The organism is Streptomyces tirandamycinicus (genome assembly GCF_003097515.1).
In the GTDB taxonomy this organism is placed as follows: Bacteria; Actinomycetota; Actinomycetes; order Streptomycetales; family Streptomycetaceae; genus Streptomyces; species Streptomyces tirandamycinicus.
The window spans coordinates 2,184,884-2,207,742 of sequence record NZ_CP029188.1 but is presented as its reverse complement, the minus strand read 5'-3'; the positions used below and the strand labels follow the sequence as shown (position 1 = coordinate 2,207,742).

General features: G+C 72.2%; 18 protein-coding genes. 15 read left to right on the top strand and 3 right to left on the bottom strand.

Going from position 1 to position 22,859, the window contains the following annotated elements; translation table 11 throughout:
* The first annotated feature begins 276 nt into the window (after nucleotides 1-276).
* Both DDW44_RS09770 and DDW44_RS09765 read left to right on the top strand, forming a co-directional pair.
* Complete coding sequence (locus DDW44_RS09770; RefSeq protein ID WP_018891580.1) at nucleotides 277-1,710, top strand: NAD-dependent malic enzyme; 1,434 nt, start codon at nucleotides 277-279, stop codon at nucleotides 1,708-1,710.
* 512 nt (nucleotides 1,711-2,222) lie between these two features.
* Nucleotides 2,223-2,504 (top strand): HU family DNA-binding protein, encoded by a 282-nt coding sequence (locus DDW44_RS09765; RefSeq protein WP_017947975.1) that lies wholly within the window; start codon nucleotides 2,223-2,225, stop codon nucleotides 2,502-2,504.
* 359 nt (nucleotides 2,505-2,863) lie between these two features.
* Here the strand turns inward: DDW44_RS09765 and murA are convergent, their stop codons facing one another.
* Entirely contained in the window at nucleotides 2,864-4,204 is a 1,341-nt protein-coding gene (gene murA, locus DDW44_RS09760) for a UDP-N-acetylglucosamine 1-carboxyvinyltransferase (RefSeq protein ID WP_017947976.1), read from the bottom strand.
* A 286-nt stretch (nucleotides 4,205-4,490) separates the two neighbouring features.
* Here murA and DDW44_RS09755 point away from each other — a divergent pair, with 286 nt between their 5' ends.
* From DDW44_RS09755 to DDW44_RS09735, 5 genes are all read left to right on the top strand, one after another.
* Complete coding sequence (locus DDW44_RS09755) at nucleotides 4,491-5,051, top strand: YqgE/AlgH family protein (protein ID WP_017947977.1); 561 nt, start codon at nucleotides 4,491-4,493, stop codon at nucleotides 5,049-5,051.
* Between the two features lie 30 nt (nucleotides 5,052-5,081).
* Entirely contained in the window at nucleotides 5,082-5,369 is a 288-nt protein-coding gene (locus tag DDW44_RS09750) for a DUF3039 domain-containing protein (RefSeq protein ID WP_017947978.1), read from the top strand.
* 845 nt (nucleotides 5,370-6,214) lie between these two features.
* A complete protein-coding gene (locus DDW44_RS09745; RefSeq protein WP_017947979.1) occupies nucleotides 6,215-7,093 on the top strand; it encodes an FAD binding domain-containing protein in 879 nt (292 codons plus the stop codon).
* Nucleotides 7,090-9,270, top strand: coding sequence for a (2Fe-2S)-binding protein (locus DDW44_RS09740; protein ID WP_108906174.1), 2,181 nt, complete (start codon nucleotides 7,090-7,092; stop codon nucleotides 9,268-9,270). The genes DDW44_RS09745 and DDW44_RS09740 overlap by 4 nt, the downstream gene beginning before the upstream one ends.
* Nucleotides 9,267-11,570 (top strand): xanthine dehydrogenase family protein molybdopterin-binding subunit, encoded by a 2,304-nt coding sequence (locus tag DDW44_RS09735; protein WP_108906173.1) that lies wholly within the window; start codon nucleotides 9,267-9,269, stop codon nucleotides 11,568-11,570. The genes DDW44_RS09740 and DDW44_RS09735 overlap by 4 nt, the downstream gene beginning before the upstream one ends.
* Nucleotides 11,571-11,793: 223 nt before the next feature.
* Here DDW44_RS09735 and DDW44_RS09730 read toward each other — a convergent pair whose 3' ends face one another.
* A complete protein-coding gene (locus DDW44_RS09730; RefSeq protein WP_240800535.1) occupies nucleotides 11,794-12,339 on the bottom strand; it encodes a GNAT family N-acetyltransferase in 546 nt (181 codons plus the stop codon).
* On the bottom strand, nucleotides 12,336-13,568 hold the full coding sequence (locus tag DDW44_RS09725) for an NsdA family TPR-like regulatory protein (RefSeq protein WP_108906171.1): 1,233 nt from the start codon (nucleotides 13,566-13,568) through the stop codon (nucleotides 12,336-12,338). Before DDW44_RS09725 ends, DDW44_RS09730 begins: the two co-directional genes overlap by 4 nt.
* A gap of 546 nt (nucleotides 13,569-14,114) precedes the next feature.
* Here DDW44_RS09725 and DDW44_RS09720 point away from each other — a divergent pair.
* The 8 genes from DDW44_RS09720 to DDW44_RS09685 all read left to right on the top strand — a co-directional run bounded on the left by DDW44_RS09720 (nucleotide 14,115) and on the right by DDW44_RS09685 (nucleotide 22,597).
* Nucleotides 14,115-14,768, top strand: a complete 654-nt coding sequence (locus DDW44_RS09720) for a class I SAM-dependent methyltransferase (RefSeq protein ID WP_108906170.1) — start codon at nucleotides 14,115-14,117, stop codon at nucleotides 14,766-14,768.
* Between the two features lie 119 nt (nucleotides 14,769-14,887).
* Complete coding sequence (locus tag DDW44_RS09715) at nucleotides 14,888-15,691, top strand: DNA glycosylase family protein (RefSeq protein WP_108906169.1); 804 nt, start codon at nucleotides 14,888-14,890, stop codon at nucleotides 15,689-15,691.
* Between the two features lie 12 nt (nucleotides 15,692-15,703).
* The gene (locus DDW44_RS09710) at nucleotides 15,704-17,248 is read left to right on the top strand and encodes a B12-binding domain-containing radical SAM protein (RefSeq protein ID WP_108906168.1); all 1,545 of its coding nucleotides are present in this window, start codon (nucleotides 15,704-15,706) and stop codon (nucleotides 17,246-17,248) included.
* Nucleotides 17,245-17,898 carry a dTMP kinase gene (gene tmk / locus DDW44_RS09705; protein ID WP_108906167.1) on the top strand — a complete coding sequence of 218 codons (654 nt, stop codon included), beginning with the start codon at nucleotides 17,245-17,247 and terminating at the stop codon, nucleotides 17,896-17,898. Before DDW44_RS09710 ends, tmk begins: the two co-directional genes overlap by 4 nt.
* Complete coding sequence (locus DDW44_RS09700) at nucleotides 17,895-18,338, top strand: NUDIX hydrolase (RefSeq protein WP_206307286.1); 444 nt, start codon at nucleotides 17,895-17,897, stop codon at nucleotides 18,336-18,338. The genes tmk and DDW44_RS09700 overlap by 4 nt, the downstream gene beginning before the upstream one ends.
* Before the next feature lie 368 nt (nucleotides 18,339-18,706).
* Nucleotides 18,707-20,272, top strand: coding sequence for an MFS transporter (locus tag DDW44_RS09695; protein ID WP_108906166.1), 1,566 nt, complete (start codon nucleotides 18,707-18,709; stop codon nucleotides 20,270-20,272).
* Complete coding sequence (locus DDW44_RS09690; protein ID WP_108908783.1) at nucleotides 20,269-20,649, top strand: type II toxin-antitoxin system death-on-curing family toxin; 381 nt, start codon at nucleotides 20,269-20,271, stop codon at nucleotides 20,647-20,649. Before DDW44_RS09695 ends, DDW44_RS09690 begins: the two co-directional genes overlap by 4 nt.
* Nucleotides 20,650-20,812: 163 nt before the next feature.
* Complete coding sequence (locus DDW44_RS09685) at nucleotides 20,813-22,597, top strand: DEAD/DEAH box helicase (protein WP_026281919.1); 1,785 nt, start codon at nucleotides 20,813-20,815, stop codon at nucleotides 22,595-22,597.
* Nucleotides 22,598-22,859 lie beyond the last annotated feature (262 nt).

Sequence of the window (22,859 nt, the reverse complement as noted above, 5' to 3'; positions counted from 1 at the left end):
CCCTGGTCGCTGCCTGCCCGCTTCCTGCGCGCTTCCTGCCCGCCTCCTGCCCGTCGTGGGCCCGAGTGCCCGTCCCTTGCGGGTCCGGTGCCCGTCCTGCCGTGCATCCCGACTTCTGTTCGCCCCCGGCCCTCTCGTATGGTGGAAAGAGTTTTCCGAAACCAAAACGACCAGTATTACCTGCTACTGGCAGGTAGGTGCGACCATCGGATGGCCCCGCCCGGTCCTCACCGGGCGGTGCGGCAACGAAGCTAGGGAAAGCAGAGGAACTCGGCCATGGCAACGGCGCCCAGCGTCTCGTACTCGATGACGGTCCGGCTGGAGGTGCCCGCGAGCGGAACCGCAGTCTCGCAGCTCACCACGGCGGTGGAGTCCTCCGGCGGCTCGGTCTCCGGTCTCGACGTCACGGCGTCCGGGCACGAGAAGCTCCGGATCGACGTCACCATCGCGGCGACCTCCACCACACACGCCGACGAGATCGTCGAGAAGCTGCGCGGCATCGAGGGCGTCACCCTCGGCAAGGTGTCCGACCGGACGTTCCTCATGCACCTCGGCGGCAAGATCGAGATGCAGTCCAAGCACCCCATCCGCAACCGCGACGACCTCTCCATGGTCTACACCCCGGGTGTGGCGCGCGTCTGCATGGCCATCGCCGAGAACCCCGAGGACGCCCGCCGCCTCACCATCAAACGCAACTCCGTCGCGGTCGTGACCGACGGCTCCGCGGTCCTCGGCCTCGGCAACATCGGCCCGAAGGCCGCCCTGCCCGTCATGGAGGGCAAGGCGGCGCTCTTCAAGCGCTTCGCCGGCATCGACGCCTGGCCGATCTGCCTGGACACCCAGGACACCGACGCCATCGTCGAGATCGTCAAGGCCATCGCCCCCGGCTTCGCCGGCATCAACCTGGAGGACATCTCCGCGCCCCGCTGCTTCGAGATCGAGGCACGGCTGCGCGAGGCCCTCGACATCCCCGTCTTCCACGACGACCAGCACGGCACCGCGATCGTCGTGCTCGCCGCCCTCACCAACGCGCTGCGCGTGGTGGGCAAGCAGGTCGGGGACGTCCGGGTCGTCATGTCCGGCGCCGGGGCGGCCGGTACGGCCATCCTGAAGCTCCTCATCGCAGCCGGCGTCAAGCACGCCGTGGTCGCCGACATCCACGGCGTCGTGCACGCCGGCCGCGAGGACCTGGTGGACGCCGCGCCCGGATCGGCACTGCGGTGGATCGCCGACAACACCAACCCCGAGGGCGTCACCGGCACGCTGAAGGAAGCGGTGCGCGGGGCCGACGTGTTCATCGGCGTCTCCGCCCCGAACGTACTCGGTCCGGAGGACGTCGCCGGGATGGCGGACGACGCGATCGTCTTCGCGCTCGCGAACCCCGACCCCGAGGTGGACCCGGCAATCGCCCGCCAGACCGCGGCAGTTGTGGCCACCGGCCGCAGCGACTTCCCGAACCAGATCAACAACGTGCTGGTCTTCCCCGGTGTCTTCCGCGGTCTCCTGGACGCGCAGTCGCGCACGGTCAACACGGAGATGATGCTCGCCGCGGCCGCGGCGCTGGCGGACGTCGTCACCGAGGACGAGCTCAACCCGAACTACATCATCCCGTCCGTCTTCAACGACAAGGTGGCGGGCGCGGTCGCCGGCGCCGTCCGGGACGCGGCGCGGGCCGCGGGCGCCACTGCGTCGGACGCCGGCGCGGTCTGAGTACGGTCTGAGTACGGCGCGGTCTGAGTCCGGCCCGGCCTGAGTACGGCGGCGCGGGGTCGAGGCTGGGCCGAGGACCCCGGGGGCGGTCGCCGGGACCGTCCGGGACGCGCGGTGCGGGCCGCGGACGCGGCCGGGTCGGGTGCCGGCCCGGCCCGCGTCCGGCGCGTCGCGGGTCGCGGGCCCGGAAGACCGCCCGTAGGGTGGCGGACCATGGGCCCGCGACGGGCCGCACGACTTCGGAGGACCCACCTCCGGCGGGTGCTTCCGGCCGTTTCGGCTTCATGGAGTCCGCAGGGAGTCGACGGAACGTCACCGGAACGAGCCAGTGGCGCTTTTCGTGTGACTCCGGAGGGTGCCGGATTGGCTTTCCCGCCGCTGGTGGGGGCAGGATGCTCAATTGGGCGCGAGGGTCTGACAGCAGACCCGGGTCCGGGGAACTGTCCGAGGGCCCTGGCAGCATCGGCTTCGATCTCACGCCTCACAGGCAAGAAGAACACGGGAGTAAGAACATGAACCGCAGTGAGCTGGTGGCCGCGCTGGCCGACCGTGCCGAGGTGACCCGCAAGGACGCCGACGCTGTGCTGGCCGCCTTCGCCGAGGTCGTCGGCGAGATCGTCGCCAAGGGCGACGAGAAGGTCACCATCCCCGGTTTCCTGACCTTCGAGCGCACCCACCGTGCCGCTCGCACCGCCCGCAACCCGCAGACCGGCGACCCGATCCAGATCCCGGCCGGCTACAGCGTGAAGGTCTCCGCGGGCTCCAAGCTCAAGGAAGCCGCGAAGGGCAAGTAAGCCTCAGAACGCGAGGGCGGCCACTTCCCGTCGGGGGGTGGCCGCCCTTGTGCCGTCCCGGGGCGGTACGCGCCGCGGGCGGGTCTCCCGCGCCCGGACGGTGACGGCCGTGGCCGGACGTGTGGCGTTCTTGCGGTCGGGCAGGCGGCCCTCATGCGGCCGCCACGCGGTCCCGGAACCCACCACGGCGTACGGGCCGGGGCGCGGACCGTACCCCTGCCGGCGTACGGTCCGCGCCCCGGCCCGCAGCGGTTGCCGCCGCCGTCGCCGGAAGGCCCTGGAAACGCGCCGAGCGCCGGTGGCCGCGGGGCGGCCGGGCCGGCGCTCGGCGGGGCGGGCTGGGTCGGACGACCGCGAGGTCAGACGACCGCGCCGCGCGGCAGCTCGACCTTGGCGCCGAGCTCCACCAGCTTCTCCATGAAGTTCTCGTAGCCGCGGTTGATCAGGTCGATCCCGTGCACCCGGGACGTCCCCTGCGCCGCCAGCGCCGCGATCAGGTAGGAGAAGCCGCCGCGCAGGTCCGGGATCACCAGATCCGCGCCCTGCAGTTTCGTCGGGCCGGACACGACGGCCGAGTGCAGGAAGTTGCGCTGGCCGAAGCGGCAGTCCGAGCCGCCCAGGCACTCCCGGTACAGCTGGATGTGCGCACCCATCTGGTTGAGCGCCGAGGTGAAGCCCAGCCGCGACTCGTACACCGTCTCGTGCACGATCGACAGGCCGGCCGCCTGCGTCAGCGCCACCACCAGGGGCTGCTGCCAGTCCGTCTGGAAGCCGGGGTGCACGTCCGTCTCCAGGGCGATCGCGTTGAGGGAGCCGCCCGGGTGCCAGAAGCGGATGCCCTCGTCGTCGATCTCGAAGGCGCCACCGACCTTCCGGTACGTGTTGAGGAAGGTCATCATCGACCGCTGCTGCGCGCCGCGTACGTAGATGTTGCCCTCGGTCGCCAGCGCCGCCGACGCCCAGGAGGCCGCCTCCAGACGGTCCGGCAGCGCGCGGTGGGTGTAGCCGCCGAGACGGTCGACGCCGGTGATCCGGATGGTGCGGTCGGTGTCCATGGAGATGATCGCGCCCATCTTCTGCAGGACGCAGATCAGGTCCTCGATCTCGGGCTCGACCGCCGCGTTCGACAGCTCGGTGACCCCCTCGGCCAGCACGGCCGTCAGCAGCACCTGCTCGGTGGAGCCGACCGACGGGTACGGCAGCCGGATCTTGCATCCGCGAAGCCGCTGCGGGGCCTCCAGGTACTGTCCGTCCGCCCGCTTCTCGATCTTCGCGCCGAACTGGCGCAGCACGTCGAAGTGGAAGTCGATGGGCCGGCCGCCGATGTCGCAGCCGCCCAGACCCGGGATGAAGGCGTGCCCGAGCCGGTGCAGCAGCGGGCCGCAGAACAGGATCGGGATGCGCGAGGAGCCGGCGTGGGCGTCGATGTCCGCGACGTTCGCGCTCTCGACGTGCGTCGGGTCGAGCACCAGTTCGCCGGGCTCCTCACCCGGCCGCACCGTCACACCGTGCAGCTGCAGCAGCCCTCGTACCACCCGCACGTCGCGGATGTCGGGCACGTTGCGCAGCCGGCTCGGCTCGCTGCCGAGCAGCGCGGCGACCATAGCCTTCGGCACCAGGTTCTTGGCGCCTCGGACGCGGATCTCGCCCTCCAGCGGGGTTCCGCCGTGGACAAGCAGTACATCGTCTGTGCCGGTCATGAATCTCGCGTTCCGGAGGGTCCCCCCAGGGAGCCGGGGAGGAGGTCGGGCAGGGGCCAGAGAAAAGGTTAAGGCCCTCCTACCCCCGTCCCGTAAGGCCAAGGGCACTCCGCGGGTGTAATGAATCCGGCACAATGCACTCTGTTCCGGCGCGCCTGCGGAGGGTCACCGTCCGCTTGTTCCGGCGGGCGCGCCCTCCGGCTGCAGCGGTGCGCCCTGAGCTGCGTCGGCCCGGACCGCGACGCCCGCTCCCCGTGGAGGGCGAAGATGCGGGATCATGTCTCCCATGACCGAGGTGTCCTCCCTCACAGGGCGGCTGCTCGTCGCCACTCCGGTCCTCGCGGACCCGAACTTCGACCGCGCGGTGGTGCTCCTGCTCGACCACGACGAGGAGGGGTCGCTCGGCGTGGTCCTCAACCGGCCCACCCCCGTCGGCGTCGGCGACATCCTGGAGTCCTGGGCCGGTCTGGCCGGCGAGCCCGGCGTGGTCTTCCAGGGCGGTCCCGTCTCCCTGGACTCGGCGCTCGGCCTCGCCGTCATCCCCGGCGACGAGGGCCCCCTCGGCTGGCGCAGGGTCCACGGTGCGATCGGGCTCGTCGACCTGGAGGCCCCGCCGGAACTGCTCGCCTCCTCGGTCGGCTCGCTGCGGATCTTCGCGGGGTACGCGGGCTGGGGCCCGGGCCAGCTGGAGGACGAGCTGAGGGAGGGGGCCTGGTACGTGGTGGAGTCCGAGCCCGGCGACGTGTCCTCCCCGCGGCCCGAGTCGCTGTGGCGGTCCGTGCTGCGCCGGCAGCGCAACGAACTCGCGATGGTGGCCACCTATCCGGACGACCCGTCGCTGAACTGAATCCGCTCGGCTTGAGTACCCTTGGCACCTATGAGCACTCTCGAGCCCGAGCGCGGGGCAGGTACGGGCACCCTCGTGGAACCGACACCTCAGGTGTCGCACGGCGACGGCGACCACGAGCGCTTCGCCCATTACGTCCAGAAGGACAAGATCATGGCGAGTGCCCTCGACGGCACTCCCGTGGTGGCACTGTGCGGCAAGGTCTGGGTGCCGGGGCGCGACCCGAAGAAGTACCCGGTGTGCCCGATGTGCAAGGAGATCTACGAGTCCATGGGCCCCGGCGGGGACAAGGACAAGGGCGGCAAGGACAAGAAGTAGCAGGACGGCCGGTCCGCCGGCCGCCCGCACTCCCTTCCGGCTCGGGAACGGCCCTCGGGGCGCACACCGGTGCGCCCCGAGGGCCGTTCGCCTTGACCGGCGGCCGTACGCGGTGACTTCGCCTGGCGGCCTCGCCCGAGTGCCCCTGCCCGGCGGCCATGCCCGGTGACCCTGCCTGGCGGCCATGCGCGGTGACCCTGCCCGGCGGCCATGCGCGGCGGGCTCGCCCGGCCATCATGCGCGGTACCGCCCGCTCCGCTCTGCCCCCTCCGCCCGCTCCGTCCGCTCGGTCCGCTCGGTCCGCTCCGTTTTCACGCCTTCCGTCGCTCCGCCATGCGGGGTCGCCTCCGCGCACCCCGGCCGCCCGCTGCGGTCTCCCCGCGTCCCCCCTCGTCCGGAGTGCCGGCGGTGCCGGCGGCGAGGAGTGCCTCAAGGGCCCGGCCCCGGCGCCCGCCTGGGAGCACTCGGCGTCGACTCCCGGACGCCCGGTGGCCGTTGCCGGGGCCGAGGCGACCGTGTGCTCGGACGCCCGATCGAGGGGGCGCCCCCAAACGTGTGAGCCCTGGCCCAACGGGCTGTTCCCGATCCGGCTGCCTGGGACCGTGGACACCCGCGGGAAAAAGTCGTACAAGGAATGCCTTCGACCGGCAATCCGCCTGTGACGGCAATGCCGTGTCAATTCGAGCATTTCACTCGATCCGGGAGGTCTGGGGTGAATGCGTCCTTCGTGGACCCCAGCGTCGGACTGCCCGGAAGATGTGCCAGAGTTGCCACGTCCGGGCTGTGAGCACGTACGGTACGGCAACACAAACGGACAGCCGGGACACCGGGAAGGGGCAGCTGGGTTGACCACGCACGCACCGCAGGCGGCGCAGTCCGTGACGCTGCCGGCCTCGCTCGACGAGGCCGTGGCGGCGCTCACCGCCATGCCCGCCGCCGTGCCGGTCGCCGGGGGCACGGACCTGATGGCCGCCGTCAACAAGGGCCGGCTCAGGCCCGCGGGCCTCGTCGGTCTCGGTCGCATCAACGAGATCCGGGGCTGGCAGTACCAGGACGGCCACGCCCTGCTCGGTGCCGGACTCACCCACTCCCGCATGGGCCGGCCCGACTTCGCCGCGCTCATCCCGGCGCTGGCCGCCGCGGCCCGGGCCGCCGGACCTCCGCAGATCCGCAACGCGGGCACCCTCGGCGGCAACATCGTCGCCGCCGCCCCCACCGGCGACACCCTGCCGGTGCTGGCCGCGCTGGAGGCGGACCTGGTGATCGCGGGACCGGACGGGGCGATCCGCGAGATGCCCGTCTCCCATCTGCTCGCCGGCCGCGAACTGCTCGGCCCCGCCGAACTCGTCGGCTTCGTGCGCGTACCGCTCCTGCACGCCCCGCAGGTCTTCCTGAAGGCCACCGGGCGTACCGGCCCCGGCCGGGCGACCGCGTCCGTCGCCGTCGTCCTCGACCCGGCCCGGCGCGGGGTGCGCTGCGCGGTCGGCGCGATCGCCCCGATGCCGCTGCGCCCGCTGGAGGCGGAGCGCTGGATCGCCTCGCTGATCGACTGGGACGGTGAGCGCGGACTCGCCGTCGAGGCGCTGGCGGCCTTCGGCGAGTACGTGGCCGCTGCCTGCATCCCGGACCAGGAGGGCGAAGAGCCGTTGCCGCCCGCCGTCCTGCACCTGCGGCGCGTGGTCGCCGCGCTGGCCCGACGAGCGCTGGGGAGGGCACTGTCGTGAGCTCCGAGGAGAACGAGTCCCGGGACACGGCCCCGCACGGCGGCGGCTGGCAGCCCATCCCGCAGGGCGCCGAGTACGACGCCGAGGCCACGGCGTTCGTCCACCTGCCGTCCGACGACATGCGCGAAGCACCGCTCGCCGCGCCGGGCCACGGCTACGTGCCTCCGCAGATCCCCTCCATGGCACAGGACGGCCAGGCGGTGGACTGGACCGTTCCGGAGCAGGCGCCCGACGCCTCGCGCCACTGGGAGGCTCAGGGGGCGGGGCAGCCGCACCACCACCCGCACCACCCCTACGAGCCGTACGCCGGGCAGCGGCCGTACGCCGGGCACGAGGCGCACCCCGGCCCCGGCCCCCGAGGCGACGGGGACTCCCGGGACGGGGAACCGCACGGTACCTATGGCACCCAGGGTGTGTACGGCGCCCCGGACCCGCACGGTGCCGGGGAGTTGCACGGTGCCCAGGAGCCGCGCGGTGCCGGCGAGCCCTACGCGGGGCACGGGGCGCACCCCGGGCCGGCCCCGCTCGGCGGCGACTCGCTGGGCGGCCATGACACGGAGGGCGGTGGCGGTCCCCGCGTCTCCGGCGGTGCGGGCGGCGGCCATGACCCGCACGCCACGGGGCAGTGGACGTTCCCGGAGGCCGAGGAGCCGTCGTCCGGCCCCGCGGGGGCGGCGGCCACGGGAGACCTCACCGGCCAGTGGACCATTCCCGTCGCCCAGGGGGATCTCCCCGAGGAGTCGGGCGAGTTCTCCACGTCCGCCCTGGCGCAGTGGGGCGGCCGTACCCCGCCGGCGACCCTGCCCGGCGGCGCCCCCGCGCCGTGGGCCACGACGCCCGACGGCGGCACCCCGGCCGAGGGCACCCCACTCGGCGGTACGCCCGCCTCCGGCACTCCGGTGCCCGGAGCCGGCTACCCGGCCACCCTCCCCGGCGGCGCGCCCGCCCCCTGGGCGACCGAGGTGTACCCCGCCGAGGCGGAGCGGGCCGGATCCGCCGCCGAACTCCCCACCGAACTCCCCACCGAACAGCCCGCCGAAGCGGGGTACGGCCCGCACGGCGACCAGGCGCACCCCCACGCCGGGGAGGGCGACGCGGTCGCCCCGGACCGTGGGGCGGCCGACCGTACCGAGAGCGGTCGTGTCGAGGCCGGGCACACGGAGACGGACCGTACCGGGACCGCTTCCACCGAGAGCTTCGCCTCCACCGAGAACACCGAGGGCACCGAGGGCACCGAGAACACCGGGAGCGAAAGCACCGAGCCTGCCCGCACCGACGGCATCGACGGCACCGACCGCACCGCCCGCACGGCCCGCACCGAGAGCGACCCCACCGGACCCGCCCCCACCGAGAGCGCCGACCACACCGGAGACCTCGGGGCCGCGGGAGCCGATACCGCGCCCGGAGGGCAGTACCCGCCCGACTCGGCCCGCCAGGAGCCGCCCGTCCCGCCCCGCCCCGCGGCCGCGGAGGCAGCGGCCGGAGAGGCAGCGGCCGGAGAGGCCGCGGACCCGTCCGCCGCCGACGCGGAGACTGCCGCGTCCGCCACCGCGGCGACCGCGAACGACGAACACCCGCACACCTCGTACGTCCTGCGCGTGAACGGAGCCGACCGGCCCGTCACCGACGCCTGGATCGGCGAGTCGCTGCTCTATGTGCTGCGGGAGCGCCTGGGCCTGGCGGGAGCCAAGGACGGCTGCTCGCAGGGCGAGTGCGGTGCCTGCAACGTCCAGGTCGACGGCCGGCTCGTGGCCTCCTGCCTGGTGCCCGCGGCGACCGCGGCCGGCTCCGAGGTCCGTACCGTCGAAGGCCTCGCCTCCGACGGTGAGCCCTCCGACGTCCAGCGCGCCCTCGCCGCGTGCGGAGCCGTCCAGTGCGGCTTCTGCATCCCGGGTATGGCCATGACCGTTCACGACCTGCTGGAGGGCAACCACGCCCCCACGGAACTCGAGACCCGCCAGGCCCTCTCCGGCAACCTCTGCCGCTGCTCCGGCTACCGGGGCGTCCTCGACGCCGTGCGCGAGGTGGCCGCCGAGCGCGGGGCGAGCGCCGCAGCGGCCGCCGAGGCCGGCGACGGGAGCCGCGAAGGACCCCATGACGGGGCGCGCATCCCGCACCAGGCGCCCCCGGGCGCCGGTAGTGTGCAGCCCCACCCGCACGACGGAGGCATGGTGTGAGCAACGACGCGGCCATCGCAGCCCCCGCGGTCGACGGTCCCGAGCAGGAACCGCCGGCTCACGGCCTCGGCGCCTCCCTCCCCCAGGCGGACGCCCGCGCCAAGACCGAGGGCACCTTCCCCTACGCCTCGGACCTGTGGGCCGAGGGGCTGCTCTGGGCGGCGATCCTGCGCTCCCCGCACCCGCACGCCCGGATCACCGCCGTCGACACCTCGGCCGCCGCCGAGATGCCCGGCGTACGGGCCGTCGTCACCCATGCCGACGTACCCGGCGACGCCGCATACGGACGCGGGGTCGCCGACCGGCCCGTCTTCGCCTCCGACGTCGTCCGCCACCACGGGGAGGCCATCGCCGCGGTCGCCGCCGACCACCCCGACACGGCCCGGCTCGCCGCCGCGGCGATCACCGTCGAGTACGAGGTCCTCGAACCGGTCACCGACCCCGAGAAGGCGTTCGCCGCCGAGCCGCTGCACCCCGACGGCAATCTCATCCGCCACATCCCGCTGAGCTACGGCGACCCGGAGGTCAACGGCGAGGTCGTCGTCGAAGGGCTCTACCGGATCGGCCGCCAGGACCCCGCGCCCATCGGGGCCGAGGCCGGTCTCGCCGTGCCGCGCCCCGACGGCGGGGTCGAGCTCTACACCGCCTCCACCGACCCGCACACCGACCGCGACCTCGCCGCCGCCTGCTTCGGCCTGGACAAGGAGCGCGTGAAGGTCGTCGTGACCGGCGTGCCCGGCGCGACCGGCGACCGGGAGGACCCGGGCTTCCAGATCCCGCTGGGACTGCTCGCCCTGCGCACCGGCTGCCCGGTCAAGCTCGCCGCCACCCGCGAGGAGTCCTTCCTCGGCCACGCCCACCGCCACCCGACGCTGCTGCGCTACCGCCACCACGCGAGCGCCGAGGGCAGGCTGCTGAAGGTGGAGGCGCAGATCCTGCTGGACGCGGGCGCGTACGCGGACGCCTCCTCGGAGTCCCTCGCCGCCGCCGTCGCCTTCGCCTGCGGGCCGTACGTGGTGCCGCACGCCTTCATCGAGGGCTGGGCGGTCCGCACCAACAACCCGCCCTCCGGCCATGTGCGCGGAGAGGGCGCGCTGCAGGTCTGCGCCGCCTACGAGGCCCAGATGGACAAGCTGGCGGCGAAGCTGGGCCTGGACCCGGCCGAGATCCGCCTGCGCAACGTCCTCGCCACCGGCGACATCCTCCCCACCGGGCAGACCGTCACCTGCCCTGCCCCGGTGGCCGAACTGCTGCAGGCCGTCCGCGACTTCCCGCTGCCGCCCCTGCCCAAGGACACCCCCGAGGACGCCTGGCTGCTGCCCGGCGGGCCCGAGGGCGCGGGCGAGCCCGGCGCGGTGCGGCGCGGCGTCGGCTACGCGCTGGGCATGGTCCACATGCTCGGCGCGGAAGGAACCGACGAGGTCTCCACGGCCACGGTGAAGGTCCAGGACGGTGTGGCCACGGTCATCTGCGCGGCCGTCGAGACCGGGCAGGGGTTCTCCACCCTGGCCCGTCAGATCGTGCAGGAGACGCTCGGCATCGAGGAGGTGCGCGTCGCCCCCGTCGACACCGACCAGCCTCCGGCGGGCCCCGCCGCCCACGGGCGCCACACCTGGGTCTCCGGCGGTGCGGTCGAGCGCGCAGCGAAGATGGTCCGTACCCAGTTGCTGCAGCCGCTGGCCCACAAGTTCGGCATGTCCACCGAACTGCTGCAGATCACCGACGGCAAGATCACCTCGTATGACGGTGTGCTGTCCACGACCGTCACCGAGGCCATGGACGGCAAGGAACTCTGGGCCACCGCGCAGTGCCGTCCGCACCCCACCGAGCCCCTCGACGACCACGGCCAGGGCGACGCCTTCGTCGGTCTCGCCTTCTGCGCGATCCGCGCGGTCGTCGACGTCGACGTCGAACTCGGCGCCGTGCGCGTCGTGGAGATGGCCGTCGCCCAGGACGTGGGCCGCGTCCTTAACCCCGCCCAGCTCGCCACCCGGATCGAGGCGGGCGTCACCCAGGGCATCGGCGCCGCCCTCACCGAGAACCTCCGCACCGCCCGCGGCCTGGTCCGCCACCCCGACCTGACGGGCTACGCCCTGCCGACCGCCCTGGACGCCCCCGACATCCGCATCGTCAAACTCGTCGAGGAACGCGACGTGGTGGCTCCCTTCGGTGCGAAGGCGGCCAGCGCCGTCCCGGTCGTCACCTCCCCGGCCGCCGTCGCCTCCGCCGTCCGCGCGGCCACCGGCCGCCCGGTCAACCGCCTCCCGATCCGGCCGCAGGGGGCGGTCGCCACGCCGTAGCGGCGGCGCATCCCGGGCGGCGCACCGGACGCGACAGCCGTTTGACGGAGACCGACCCCGGCCGGCCGTGTCAGTTGGTGAGGGAGCGATGTGGAGGCGTTCCGGGGACACCGGGCCGCACAGCCGCACGCCGTGGAGGGCGCTGCTCAGCCCGCCGGTAGCCTCCCGCGCGGTGGGCATCTGCGTGACGGGCAGGGCAATGCGGTCATGCCACGCGACACCATCACCCGTCGGTGGTTGACACCCTGCTCAGCGCGGGCGAAAGGGAGCGGAGCATCACCGCATAGACGGGAGAGTCGGGGAACGGCTGCCGCTCGCCGACCTTGCGGTACTGCCAGGACTCGTACAGGGCTTGCACGCGCGGATGGGTGGTGTCGACCAGCAGCACGGCGAGCGCCTCGTCCCGGCTGGCGAGGAGCGCCTCGTGCAGTTGCTCTGCGGCGCCGGTCTTGCGCCACTTGGGCCGCACCATCAACTCGGACAGCGAGAACGTCGACGGGTTCTCGGGCTCTTCGGTCACGTGTTCTCGCCACCACTCGCTGCCAGCCGTCGCGGGGGCGCCGTAGGCGAAGCCAGCGGGCTCGCTCCCGTCCCAGCCGATGAGGCATGAGAAGCCGGGGTTCCCGCCCCAGTGGTCCACGAACCCGGGGAAGCGCTGTACGAACGGGTCGTCCATCTGGTCCGCGTAGGCATCGGCGTGGACGTCGATGAGCGTCTGGCGGATCTCGGGAAGGTCGTCGTGTTTGTACTGGCGCAGCTGGACAGTCACGTTCGGCTCCACTGGTCGCGGTATCGGTTGCCCCACTCGCGCGCCACGGTCGCGTCCGGCGCGAGGGTGAGAAGGTCGCGGTAGAAGTCGCCCATCAGCGATCTCATGCGCCCCGGCAGGGGAGCGCCGGCCATCAGCTGGAAGACCGAGGCTGCTGTGTCGCATGCCTGTTCGGCCTCGCCCTGATGTAGCTGCGCAAGCGCGAGCCGTGCGGTGGCCAGGGCGCGGTTGCGGCGGAACTGCTTGGGGAGGGCTGCCAGCGCACGGTACGAGGATGCCTCGGCCTCTGCCGCGAAACCGAGCCGGTCCCGGACGATCGCGCCCAAGGCGTACAGCTCGGCAGGGCCGTAGAACGCGATCCACGGTGGCCGAGCGGTGTCCGGCTCCGCCTTGCTCAGCATCTCCTCGGCGAAGCCGAATGACCTCAGCGCCGCCTGCCGGTCTCCGCGGTTGCTGTGCCCGACCGCGGTCCGAGCGTGGGCGAGAGACGCGAACAACGGATCGCGACGGGTGATGCCCGTGGCCTGAGCCGCGTACCCGGCATCGACGGCCTGGCCGTGCTCCTTGCGCTGATGGGCGAGCATCGCCAGCGAGTTCCACACTCGCAGCTCGGTGGCGCTGTCGTTGGCCATCCGCGCCAGGTACAGGGCCTCTTTGAGCTGGCTGTCTGCGCGGTCGAGCTGACGGGCGTCGATGGTCGACCAAGCGGCCGTGGCAGTGAAGTCCGCGGCGAGCGCGAGGAGTCGTTGCCGGACGCGCTGGGAGCTGGCCTTGTCCTGCTTACTCAGGCATTCGGCCGCGCCGGCAAGGGCTGACCGCTCAAGGGCGGCGTGTCCGCCGCGCTTGTCGTCCAGGCCGGTCAAGCTCTCCAGGCTGGCGCGGAGAGCAGCCACGTCGGATGTCCCTACGCGGCCCGCGTTGGAGGGCTGGATCGTGAGCGCTGCCCCTGCGGCCGTGGTGGATGCGAGGAAGGTTCGGCGGAGCAATGGACCCTCCGGGGGAACAAAGCCGAGCTCGACGGCCGGACACCCGAATACTGCCTCCAACGCGTCCCGTTGTCGCTGCTGAGGCCATCGAGATTTTCCGGTCAGCCAGTAGCGCACGGTCCGGTCGCTGACGGTCCCGCGGTGGCCGGCCGCCGTCAGCGACAGGTTCAGCTGCTCGACTAACTCCGCCTGGGTGTAGCCGGTTTCGTCCATGGCCGCTCTGAGCCGGAGATTCTCGTCCACGCACTCACCGTAGCCGCGGCGTCATCCTCTGTTGAGGCTGATGGCAGAGGCGCCAGCCCGGAATTTCCGGTCGCCGGCGACCAACGTGCGCCCGCTATTTCCTGCCCTGACCGGAACTTCGGCAGTTGTATGAAGGACGGCCGTTCTCCATGGCGGCCCTCCCCCGGGGCGGACCGCCGACGTGGCGGCGGTCCGCCCGCTCCCCACAGCGACGGAGATGACGATGCGCAGCACGACGAGGGCGGCTCGGGACACGTCGTGGATGGACCGTGAGAACGAGTTCACACGCTTCACCAGCGGCTCTGCGCCCCACACCCGATAGCACCCGGCATGCGGCTGAAGAGGCTGCGGGACGAGCTCAATGCCGACCGCCACTGTTTCACAGCGCTCGTCGTGCCCGAGGCCGCGACGTGAAGTGCCCAATGCGCTGGATGGACGAGCGTCGATGGGGCTGGCGGCAGTGGTGCTTACAGATACTCATCGTCCTCACCGTCGCCGGGCTGGTAGTGCCGCTCGCCCTGTACGCAGAATGAGGAGAACCCCCTGATGACCACCCCGATCCCCCGCACAGAGCAGGGCGCAGCACGGGACGCGGCCGTGACGCCTGTGCCGCCGACCCACCACCCGGGGTACTGGGATGACGTCTTCGCCAAAGGCACGCAATTCCGGCCCGTCAGCGAGGACGAACTGGGTTGGTTCCGCGCCCACACGCGGCCCGCGACCGGCATGACCGCGATCGACGTCGGATGCGGCCGCGGCGACCTCGCGCACACATTGGCCGAGTGGGGCCTGCATACGACCGGCTACGACTTCTCGCCGCTGGTGGTCAAGGAGGCCGCCGAGACGTACAGCCACCCGAGGCTGCGCTACCGCGAGCACGACTTCAACGCCGGCGCGATCCCCAACGACCTCGCCCCGGAAAGCGTGGACATCGTCGTGTGCCGCCTGGTGCTGGCCTTCCTCGACCGGGCCCGGTTCCTGACCGACGTGCGCCGATGGCTCCGCCCTGACGGCGTGCTGTACGTCATGACGCCCGTCTACGAGAAGCAGCCCGAGACCGCGCACCGCGGTGTGCGCGAGGAAGTCATCGCGGGACTCGGCGACGGCTGGGCGGAGACCACCCGCTACGACCTGTGCGACGACGGATGCGTGACCGCCGTCGTCCTGCGCGGCCCACAGGACTGCTGCGTGCCGACATGATGCGCGCCGGCAGCGCGACCTCATCGACTGATCTCGCTCCGCTTTACCGCGGCCGCCCGCACCGCAGCCCTGGACGCGAGAGGCTACGGCGCACCACCCCTCAACACGAGGAGCACCGCATGAACGGCGTCCTGACGATCGACCACCCCGCCTGGATCGAGACCGAGACCGGAGACCGCGCACGCGCCGTACGCACTGCGTCCGGAATCTGGGTCGTGCACTGGGACCGGGAAGGCTTGCACATGAGCTGTGTGAGCGGCACGGAGGACGTGAAGCCCACGGTCGTCACCACCGACCCCGCGTGCCTGCCCGGCACCGTTCCCGCCACGCTCAAGGCAGGACTCGATGACCTCGGGCCCACCCAGCGCCTGGCAAACCCATGGCTGTGGGACGCGATCAGCACAGCCATCCTCCGGCAGGTGGTGCGTGCCGGGCAGGCCCGGAAGCTGTACCGGGCATGGTGCAAGGCCTACGGAACCACCATCGACACCCCGCACGGCGAACTGGCCGTCGCCCCCACCGCCGAGGAGGTCCTGACGCTCGGCGACGCACAGTTCGCGAGTGTGGGAGCCAAGTTCCACCGCAGCGTCCTGCAAGCCGCAGCCACGCACCACCGGCTGCACGTCGCGGACTGGCAGCAGATGGACGCCGGCGATCTGGCGGCCGCGCTGACCGGCGTTCCCCGGATTGGCCCGTGGACTGCCTCCGCCGCCGCGGCCGACTACACCGGCGACTTCAGCATCTACCCGCACGACGACCTCGCCGTGCGCACCTGGGCCGCGCAGATCGCGCCCCAACACGACTGGCCCGACAAGAAGGACAAGTCGTTCCGCCCCATGTGGACCGGCATGGCCGGCCCCGACCGCACCGCCCTGCACACCCTGACCCTCTCCACCCTCACTTGGGGTTCTCATGCGCGATGACCAGGAGGATCAATGTCGCAGTTACCGCTGGTCGCAGGCGCCGATCCGGCCCGCCCGCTCGACGCGCTGTTCGTGAACGCACCGCTGCGTGACTACGACCAACGCCCGCGGACCAACGACTACACACTCCCCGTGCTCGGCATGGCCTACATCGCCACGTACGCTCAGCAGGCCGGTTACAACGTGGGTGTCCTGGACGCCGAAGCGCACGGACTCGGCATCACGGAGACAGCGAAGCTCATCAACGACGCCGCGCCACGGTGGGCGGCCATGAACCTCCTCGCGCCCACCTACGAGATGTCCGCGCGCATCGCGGCGCAGCTCGATCCTGGCATCGCCCTGATGGTCGGCGGCCACCACGCCAAGGCTATGCCCGACCGGGTTCTCGCCGACCCGCGTATGGCCAACCTGCGGGCTCTCGTTCTCGGCGAGGGGGAGCTCCGTGTCGCCGCCCTCCTGGACGACGAGCAGCGCCGCCGCGAACTGCCAGGAGTGCTGTGGCGGGACCGCCTGCTCGGGACCCGGGCCACCGGCATCCTCACGGACAAGAAGCGGAGCGCGGAGATGCTCGGCCCGGACATCGACACCCTGCCCTACGTCAACCGTGCGTTCCTGCCGCAGGACCCCTACCAGGCCGCACCCACGGAAACAGACCGGCGTCTTGCGGTGAGCCGCGGCACCCCACTGCTCAAGGGCGCCGCCCGCTCCGGGCACACGGAAGCGAATATCGTCGGCAGTCGCGGCTGCCCCTACAACTGCACGTTCTGCGGGGCTGCCGTCAGCGCGAACCCCGACGTTCTGATCCGCGTCCGCGCGCCCGAGAACATCATCGGCGAGCTCGACGCACTCCACGAGGAGTACGGCGTCACCGCCTTCCGGTTCGTTGATGACCTGTTTCTCGGCGTCGGGCGTGTCATCGAGGAGCAGATGGAGGCCTTCACCCGCCACAAGATCGGTGAGCGGTACGTGTGGGACGCCACCGGCCGCATCAACGTCCTCGACCGGGTCTCCGACCGCGAGCTGGACCGGCTTGTCGCCAACGGCCTGCGGGAGGTAGCACTCGGTATCGAGTCGGGCAGCGACCGCATCCTGAAGGTCATGGACAAGCGCATCAACGCCGCGATGACCGAGCGCGTCGCCCGCCGCCTGGTCGAGCACGGCATCGGAGTCAAGGGCTACTTCATCCTCGGCTTCCCGGGCGAGAGCCATGACGACATCGAGGCGACCGTCCGCCACGTCCACAACCTCTGGCGCATCGCCGACAACAACCCCGGCGACATACGGGCGAGCGTATTCGAGTTCCGCCCCTACCCCGGCACACCCGTGTGGCAGACCCTCGTCGAGGCCGGCAACGACCCCGCCGCGCTCCTCGCGTACGGAGACGTCGACCTGACCGAAGACGGCGCCGACGAGTCGATGCGTCAACGCGACGAGTTCAACTTCTCCGTCGGCATCCAGTTCGGAAGCGTCCCCCTCAGCCGGGTCCGCTCAACCCTCGCCGCACTCACCCGCGAGCAGCATGATCGCAACCAAGGAAACCAGGGGGCCGCGGCATGACCCGGCGACGGGGCCTGTTCATCACCCTCGACGGCCCCAGCGGTGTCGGAAAATCAACCACCGTCGAGGCGCTGCGCCGAGAGCTGACCGAGCGGGGCATGGCCGTACGCCAGACCCTGGAACCCTCCACCAGCAAGCTCGGCATCTTCACCCGCGAGAACGCCAACGACATCCACGGGCACGCTTTGGCCTGCCTGGTCACGGCCGATCGGTACGCGCACGTCGAGCACGAGGTCAAACCGCCGCTCGACGCCGGAGAGACGGTCATCTGCGACCGCTACGTCGCCTCGACGCTGGTCCTGCAGCGGCTCGACGGCGTGTCGCTGGGTTTCCTGCTCGCCCTGAACGCGGACGTCCTGATGCCCGACCTGGCGGTCATCCTGACCGCGTCATCCGGCCTCATCGCCAAGCGGATAGCCGAGCGCGGAATCCGCCACCGATTCCACCGCGACCCCGCTGCGCCCGGCCGCGAGGTCGACCTCTACGCCGAAGCCGCCCAAGCCCTCGTCGCCAGGAACGTAAAGGTGCTGGTCCTCGACACCAGCGATGTCCCTGCGTCGGACATCGCCTCCCGAATCGCCGACGCGCTGCCCGACGCCCCGGTAGCGTCGGCAATCTCACCGACCCCGACACCCCCCCAGGGATCATGAGTCTGGAAACTGCACAACCTGTCATCGACACCCACGTCATCGTCCGCGACGGCGACAAACTGCTCTTCTCCCAGCGAGGCGGTCCCTACGGCTACGGCTGCTGGCACATGCCGTCGGGCAAACTCGACAGGGGCGAGGCCCTGACTGTCGGGGCCGCGCGGGAGCTGCTTGAGGAAACTGGCGTCGCGGTAGACCCCGATCACCTGCGCCTGGTCCACATCGTGCACCACCGGCAGGACGACACCGTGGAGCGGATCGGCTTCTTCTTCGAGGCCACCCAGTGGAGTGGCGAGCCCGTCAACCGGGAGCCGGCGAAGTGCCTCGGCCTGGAGTGGTTCAGCGTCCACGAACTACCCGAGGACATCATCGAGTACCCGAAGGAGGGCCTCCTCGGCTACCTGAAGGCGGACAGCGGCCTGACAGAACACGGCTGGCTGTAGCTCCTGCGCAGAGCGCGAAGTGCCGGCTCCGGTCCCCCAGCAAGAAGTGGGATCGGAGCCGAGTGCGTGTGGAACCAGTGGGTGCAGCGCTCCGTCCGGTCGCTGCGGCCGGTCACTCCGTCCATGGAGGCGGCCAGGCGTTGACGCTCGGCCGCGACGTGATGCATCGCCGCCGGGAGGATCCCCACGTGCCAACCACTGCAGTCGGCGACCCAATCGCGTTCACGCCCTTCGCGGACCTCTTCGCCGAGCCGCTGGAGAGCGGACCGCCCACGAGCCGCTCCCACCCGGCCTAGGACCAACGGCCGAGCCGAACCCCCACCCCACGACAGGGGCCATCCCAAACCACGGCCCTTACTCTGGAGCGCGTGACAGCCCTCGAACCACCTGACGCGGCCCGTGCCGGTGAGCCGCCGGCCGAGCAGGCCGCCGGCGTTCCCGGCATCGTCAAGACCGCCACCGCCACCGGCACGCCCGCCACCGGCACGCCCGGGGCCGCCACCGGCACGCCCGCCACCGCCACCCTCACCGGTGGCGTGCTCGGGCGGAGCCTGCGCGCCCTCAGCGTCGGCATCGTCTCCGTCGTCCTGCTGATCGCGTTCGAGGCGACCGCCGTCGGTACCGCCATGCCGGTGGCGGCGCGGGAGCTGGACGGGGTGCCGCTGTACGCGTTCGCCTTCTCCGCGTTCTTCACGACAAGCCTGTTCGCGATGGTGCTGTCCGGGCAGTGGGCCGACCGCAGGGGGCCGCTCGGGCCGCTGACCGCCGGGATCACCGCCTTCGGCCTGGGCCTGCTGCTGTCCGGGACGGCCGCCACGATGTGGTGGTTCATCGCCGGGCGGGCCGTCCAGGGGCTGGGCGGCGGACTGGTGATCGTCGCGCTGTACGTCGTCGTCGGCCGGGCCTACCCCGAGCACCTGAGGCCGACGATCATGGCGGCGTTCGCCGCGAGCTGGGTGATCCCCTCCGTCGTGGGACCGCTCGCGGCCGGCACGGTCACCGAACAGCTGGGCTGGCGCTGGGTGTTCGTCGGCATCCCCGCCCTCGTCGTCGTCCCGCTCGCACTGGCACTGCCCGCGATACGGCGCCGGGCCTCGGGCCCGGTGGACCCCCAGGCCCCCGTCCCGGCGCTGGACCGGCGCAGGATCCGGCTGGCGTTCGGCATCTCCCTCGGCGCCGCAGTGCTCCAGTACGCGGCCCAGGACCTGCGGTGGTTCTCGCTGGTCCCGGCCGCCGCGGGCGCCGCGCTGCTCGTGCCGGCCGCGCTCGGTCTGATGCCGCGCGGCACGTTCCGCGCGGCGCGCGGGCTGCCGTCGGTGGTGCTGCTGCGCGGAGTGGCCGCCGGGTCGTTCATCGCGGCGGAGTCCTTCGTACCGCTGATGCTGGTCACCCAGCGCGGGCTGTCGCCGACGCTGGCCGGCCTGTCGCTCGCGGTCGGCGGGGCGACCTGGGCGCTGGGGTCGTTCGTGCAGTCCCGGCCGCGGCTCGAGGCCTACCGGGAGCGTCTGACCGTCGCGGGCATGGTGCTCGTCGCGACGGCCGTCGCCACGGCGCCCAGCGTGCTGATCCCCTCCGTACCGGTGTGGATCGTCGCGGTCGCCTGGGCCTGGGGCTGCTTCGGCATGGGCCTGGTCATCTCCTCCACCAGCGTGCTGCTGCTGAAGCTGTCGCCCCCGGCGGAGGCCGGCACCAACTCCGCCGCCCTCCAGATCTCCGACGGACTGTCCAACGTCCTCCTCCTGGCAGCGGGCGGCGCCGCCTTCGCCGCCCTGGGCGGGGGCGCGGCGGGCGGCCACGGTGCCGCGGTCGCCCAGGCCGGGGTGGCGGGCGCCGGCCACACGGCCGCCTTCGCCGCGGTGTTCCTCCCCATGGCCGCGGTCGCGCTGATCGGCGCCTGGGTCGCCACCCGGCTGCACGAGCGTCGCCCCGCCTGACCCCCGGCTCCCGCTCCGCGGCCGGACGCCCGGCCGGCCCGGGTCGGCTCGCCTTCGGCGGCCGCCCGCCGGTGCTGCGCGCGAACGGTCTCCTGGGGTCCGCCGTGCACCGGCCGCGCTCCCGCGTGTACGGAGTCGCCGCGTACCCGGACCTGCGGGAGCAGGCCGGCGCGCTGCTGCACGCGATCGCCTCCAACCACCCCTTCGCCGACGGCAACAAGCGCACGGCATGGCTGTCGACGGCGGTCTTCCTCGCGCTCAACGGCGCCGACCCCGCCGACGTCGACCAGGACCGGGCGTACGACCTGGTCGTGTCCGTGGCGGCAGGCGAGATGAGCGATCCGGCCCTGATCGGGGCCGTGCTGCGGACGCTGTGAACGAGGCCGGCAGGCCCGGGCCGGGACGCTCCGGGCCGTCTCTGTGAGGCGGGTCTCACCCCGTCCCCGCACCGCCCGGTGAGGCCCTCCCGACGGTGGCCGCACCGGTAGGGTGGCCCGGTTGTCGTACGTAACGCCGCAGCCCTGCCTCGAACCGGAGACCGTGTCTACTACCGCCTCCCACCACCTCTCACCCGCCTTTCCCGGCCGCGCCCCCTGGGGGACGGCGAACAAGCTGCGCGCCTGGCAGCAGGGCGCCATGGAGAAGTACGTCCAGGAACAGCCGCGTGACTTCCTCGCGGTGGCGACGCCCGGCGCCGGCAAGACGACGTTCGCGCTCACCCTGGCCTCCTGGCTGCTGCACCACCACGTGGTGCAGCAGATCACCGTGGTCGCGCCGACCGAGCACCTGAAGAAGCAGTGGGCCGCCGCGGCCGCGCGCATCGGCATCAAGCTGGACCCGGACTACAGCGCCGGTCCGCTCAGCAAGGAGTACGACGGGGTCGCCGTCACCTACGCCGGTGTCGGCGTACGCCCGATGCTGCACCGCAACCGCAGCGAGCAGCGCAAGACCCTCGTCATCCTCGACGAGATCCACCACGCCGGCGACTCCAAGTCGTGGGGCGAGGCCTGCCTGGAGGCCTTCGAACCCGCCACCCGCCGACTCGCCCTCACCGGTACGCCCTTCCGCTCCGACACCAACCCGATCCCCTTCGTCACCTATGCGGAGGGCGACGACGGCATCCGCCGGTCCGCCGCCGACTACACCTACGGCTACGGCAACGCCCTCGCCGACGGCGTCGTCCGTCCCGTGATCTTCCTGTCGTACAGCGGCAACATGCGCTGGCGCACCAAGGCGGGCGACGAGGTCGCGGCCCGGCTCGGCGAGCCGATGACCAAGGACGCCGTCTCGCAGGCGTGGCGCACCGCGCTCGATCCGCGCGGCGACTGGATGCCGAACGTGCTCCGCGCCGCCGACCAGCGCCTCGGCGAGGTCAGGAAGGCCATCCCGGACGCGGGCGGCCTCGTCATCGCCTCCGACCAGGACTCGGCACGCGCCTACGCCAAGCTCATCCGGGAGATCACCGGTACGAAGGCGACCGTCGTGCTGTCCGACGACGCGGGCGCCTCGAAGCGCATCGACGAGTTCAGCGGGAGCCAGGACCGCTGGATGGTCGCCGTCCGGATGGTGTCCGAGGGCGTCGACGTCCCCCGGCTCGCGGTCGGCGTGTACGCCACGACCATCTCCACGCCCCTCTTCTTCGCCCAGGCCGTCGGCCGTTTCGTCCGCTCGCGGCGGCGCGGCGAGACGGCCTCCGTGTTCCTGCCCACCATCCCGATGTTGCTGGGCTTCGCGAACGAGATGGAGGTCGAGCGGGACCACGCGCTCGACCGCCCGAAGAAGGAAGGGGAGGAGGACCCCTACGCCGAGTCCGAGAAGGAGATGGACGAGGCGAACAAGCAGCAGGACGAGGACACCGGCGAGCAGGACATGCTGCCCTTCGAGGCGCTGGAGTCCGACGCCGTCTTCGACCGGGTGATGTACAACGGCGCCGAGTTCGGCATGCAGGCCCACCCGGGCAGCGAGGAGGAGCAGGACTACCTGGGCATCCCGGGCCTGCTGGAGCCGGACCAGGTGCAACTGCTGCTGCAGAAGCGCCAGGCGCGGCAGATCGCGCACAGCCGCAGGAAGCCGGACGCCGAGGCGGACCTGCTGGAACTGCCCGCGGAACGCCGTCCGGTGGTCTCGCACAAGGAGCTGCTGGAGCTGAGGAAGCAGCTGAACACGATGGTGGGCGCGTACGTCCACCAGAGCGGCAAGCCGCACGGGGTGATCCACACCGAGCTGCGGAGGGTGTGCGGGGGGCCGCCGAGCGCGGAGGCGACGGCGGGGCAGATCCGGGAGCGGATCAAGAAGGTGCAGGAGTGGGCCACCCGTATGCGGTGAGCGCGCGCGGGGCCCGCCGGGCGCGTACGGCAGGGTCCGGGCTCCGTCGCGCTTCGGTGCGCCGGCCCGGGCGGTGCGTTCCCCCGGGCGGTGCGGCCCTCTGAACCCCCGGCTCCGCGCGCTCCCGCGGCCGTCTGCCGGACCGTGCTGCCGGGTTGCGTCGAGGGTGGCGCCGTGTCCCTCTTCGGCGGAGGCCGAAGAGGGATGTGTCGAGTGAAGTCGCTGGTCGTCCCGACTTGCGTACCGATAGCGGGCGGCAGCG

Coding starts and splice junctions, on each gene's coding strand:
- DDW44_RS09770 (WP_018891580.1), top strand. CDS start 277: ATGGCAACGGCGCCCAGCGTCTCGTACTCGATGACGGTCCGGCTGGAG.
- DDW44_RS09765 (WP_017947975.1), top strand. CDS start 2,223: ATGAACCGCAGTGAGCTGGTGGCCGCGCTGGCCGACCGTGCCGAGGTG.
- murA (WP_017947976.1), bottom strand. CDS start 4,204: ATGACCGGCACAGACGATGTACTGCTTGTCCACGGCGGAACCCCGCTG.
- DDW44_RS09755 (WP_017947977.1), top strand. CDS start 4,491: ATGACCGAGGTGTCCTCCCTCACAGGGCGGCTGCTCGTCGCCACTCCG.
- DDW44_RS09750 (WP_017947978.1), top strand. CDS start 5,082: ATGAGCACTCTCGAGCCCGAGCGCGGGGCAGGTACGGGCACCCTCGTG.
- DDW44_RS09720 (WP_108906170.1), top strand. CDS start 14,115: ATGACCACCCCGATCCCCCGCACAGAGCAGGGCGCAGCACGGGACGCG.
- DDW44_RS09715 (WP_108906169.1), top strand. CDS start 14,888: ATGAACGGCGTCCTGACGATCGACCACCCCGCCTGGATCGAGACCGAG.
- DDW44_RS09710 (WP_108906168.1), top strand. CDS start 15,704: ATGTCGCAGTTACCGCTGGTCGCAGGCGCCGATCCGGCCCGCCCGCTC.
- tmk (WP_108906167.1), top strand. CDS start 17,245: ATGACCCGGCGACGGGGCCTGTTCATCACCCTCGACGGCCCCAGCGGT.
- DDW44_RS09700 (WP_206307286.1), top strand. CDS start 17,895: ATGAGTCTGGAAACTGCACAACCTGTCATCGACACCCACGTCATCGTC.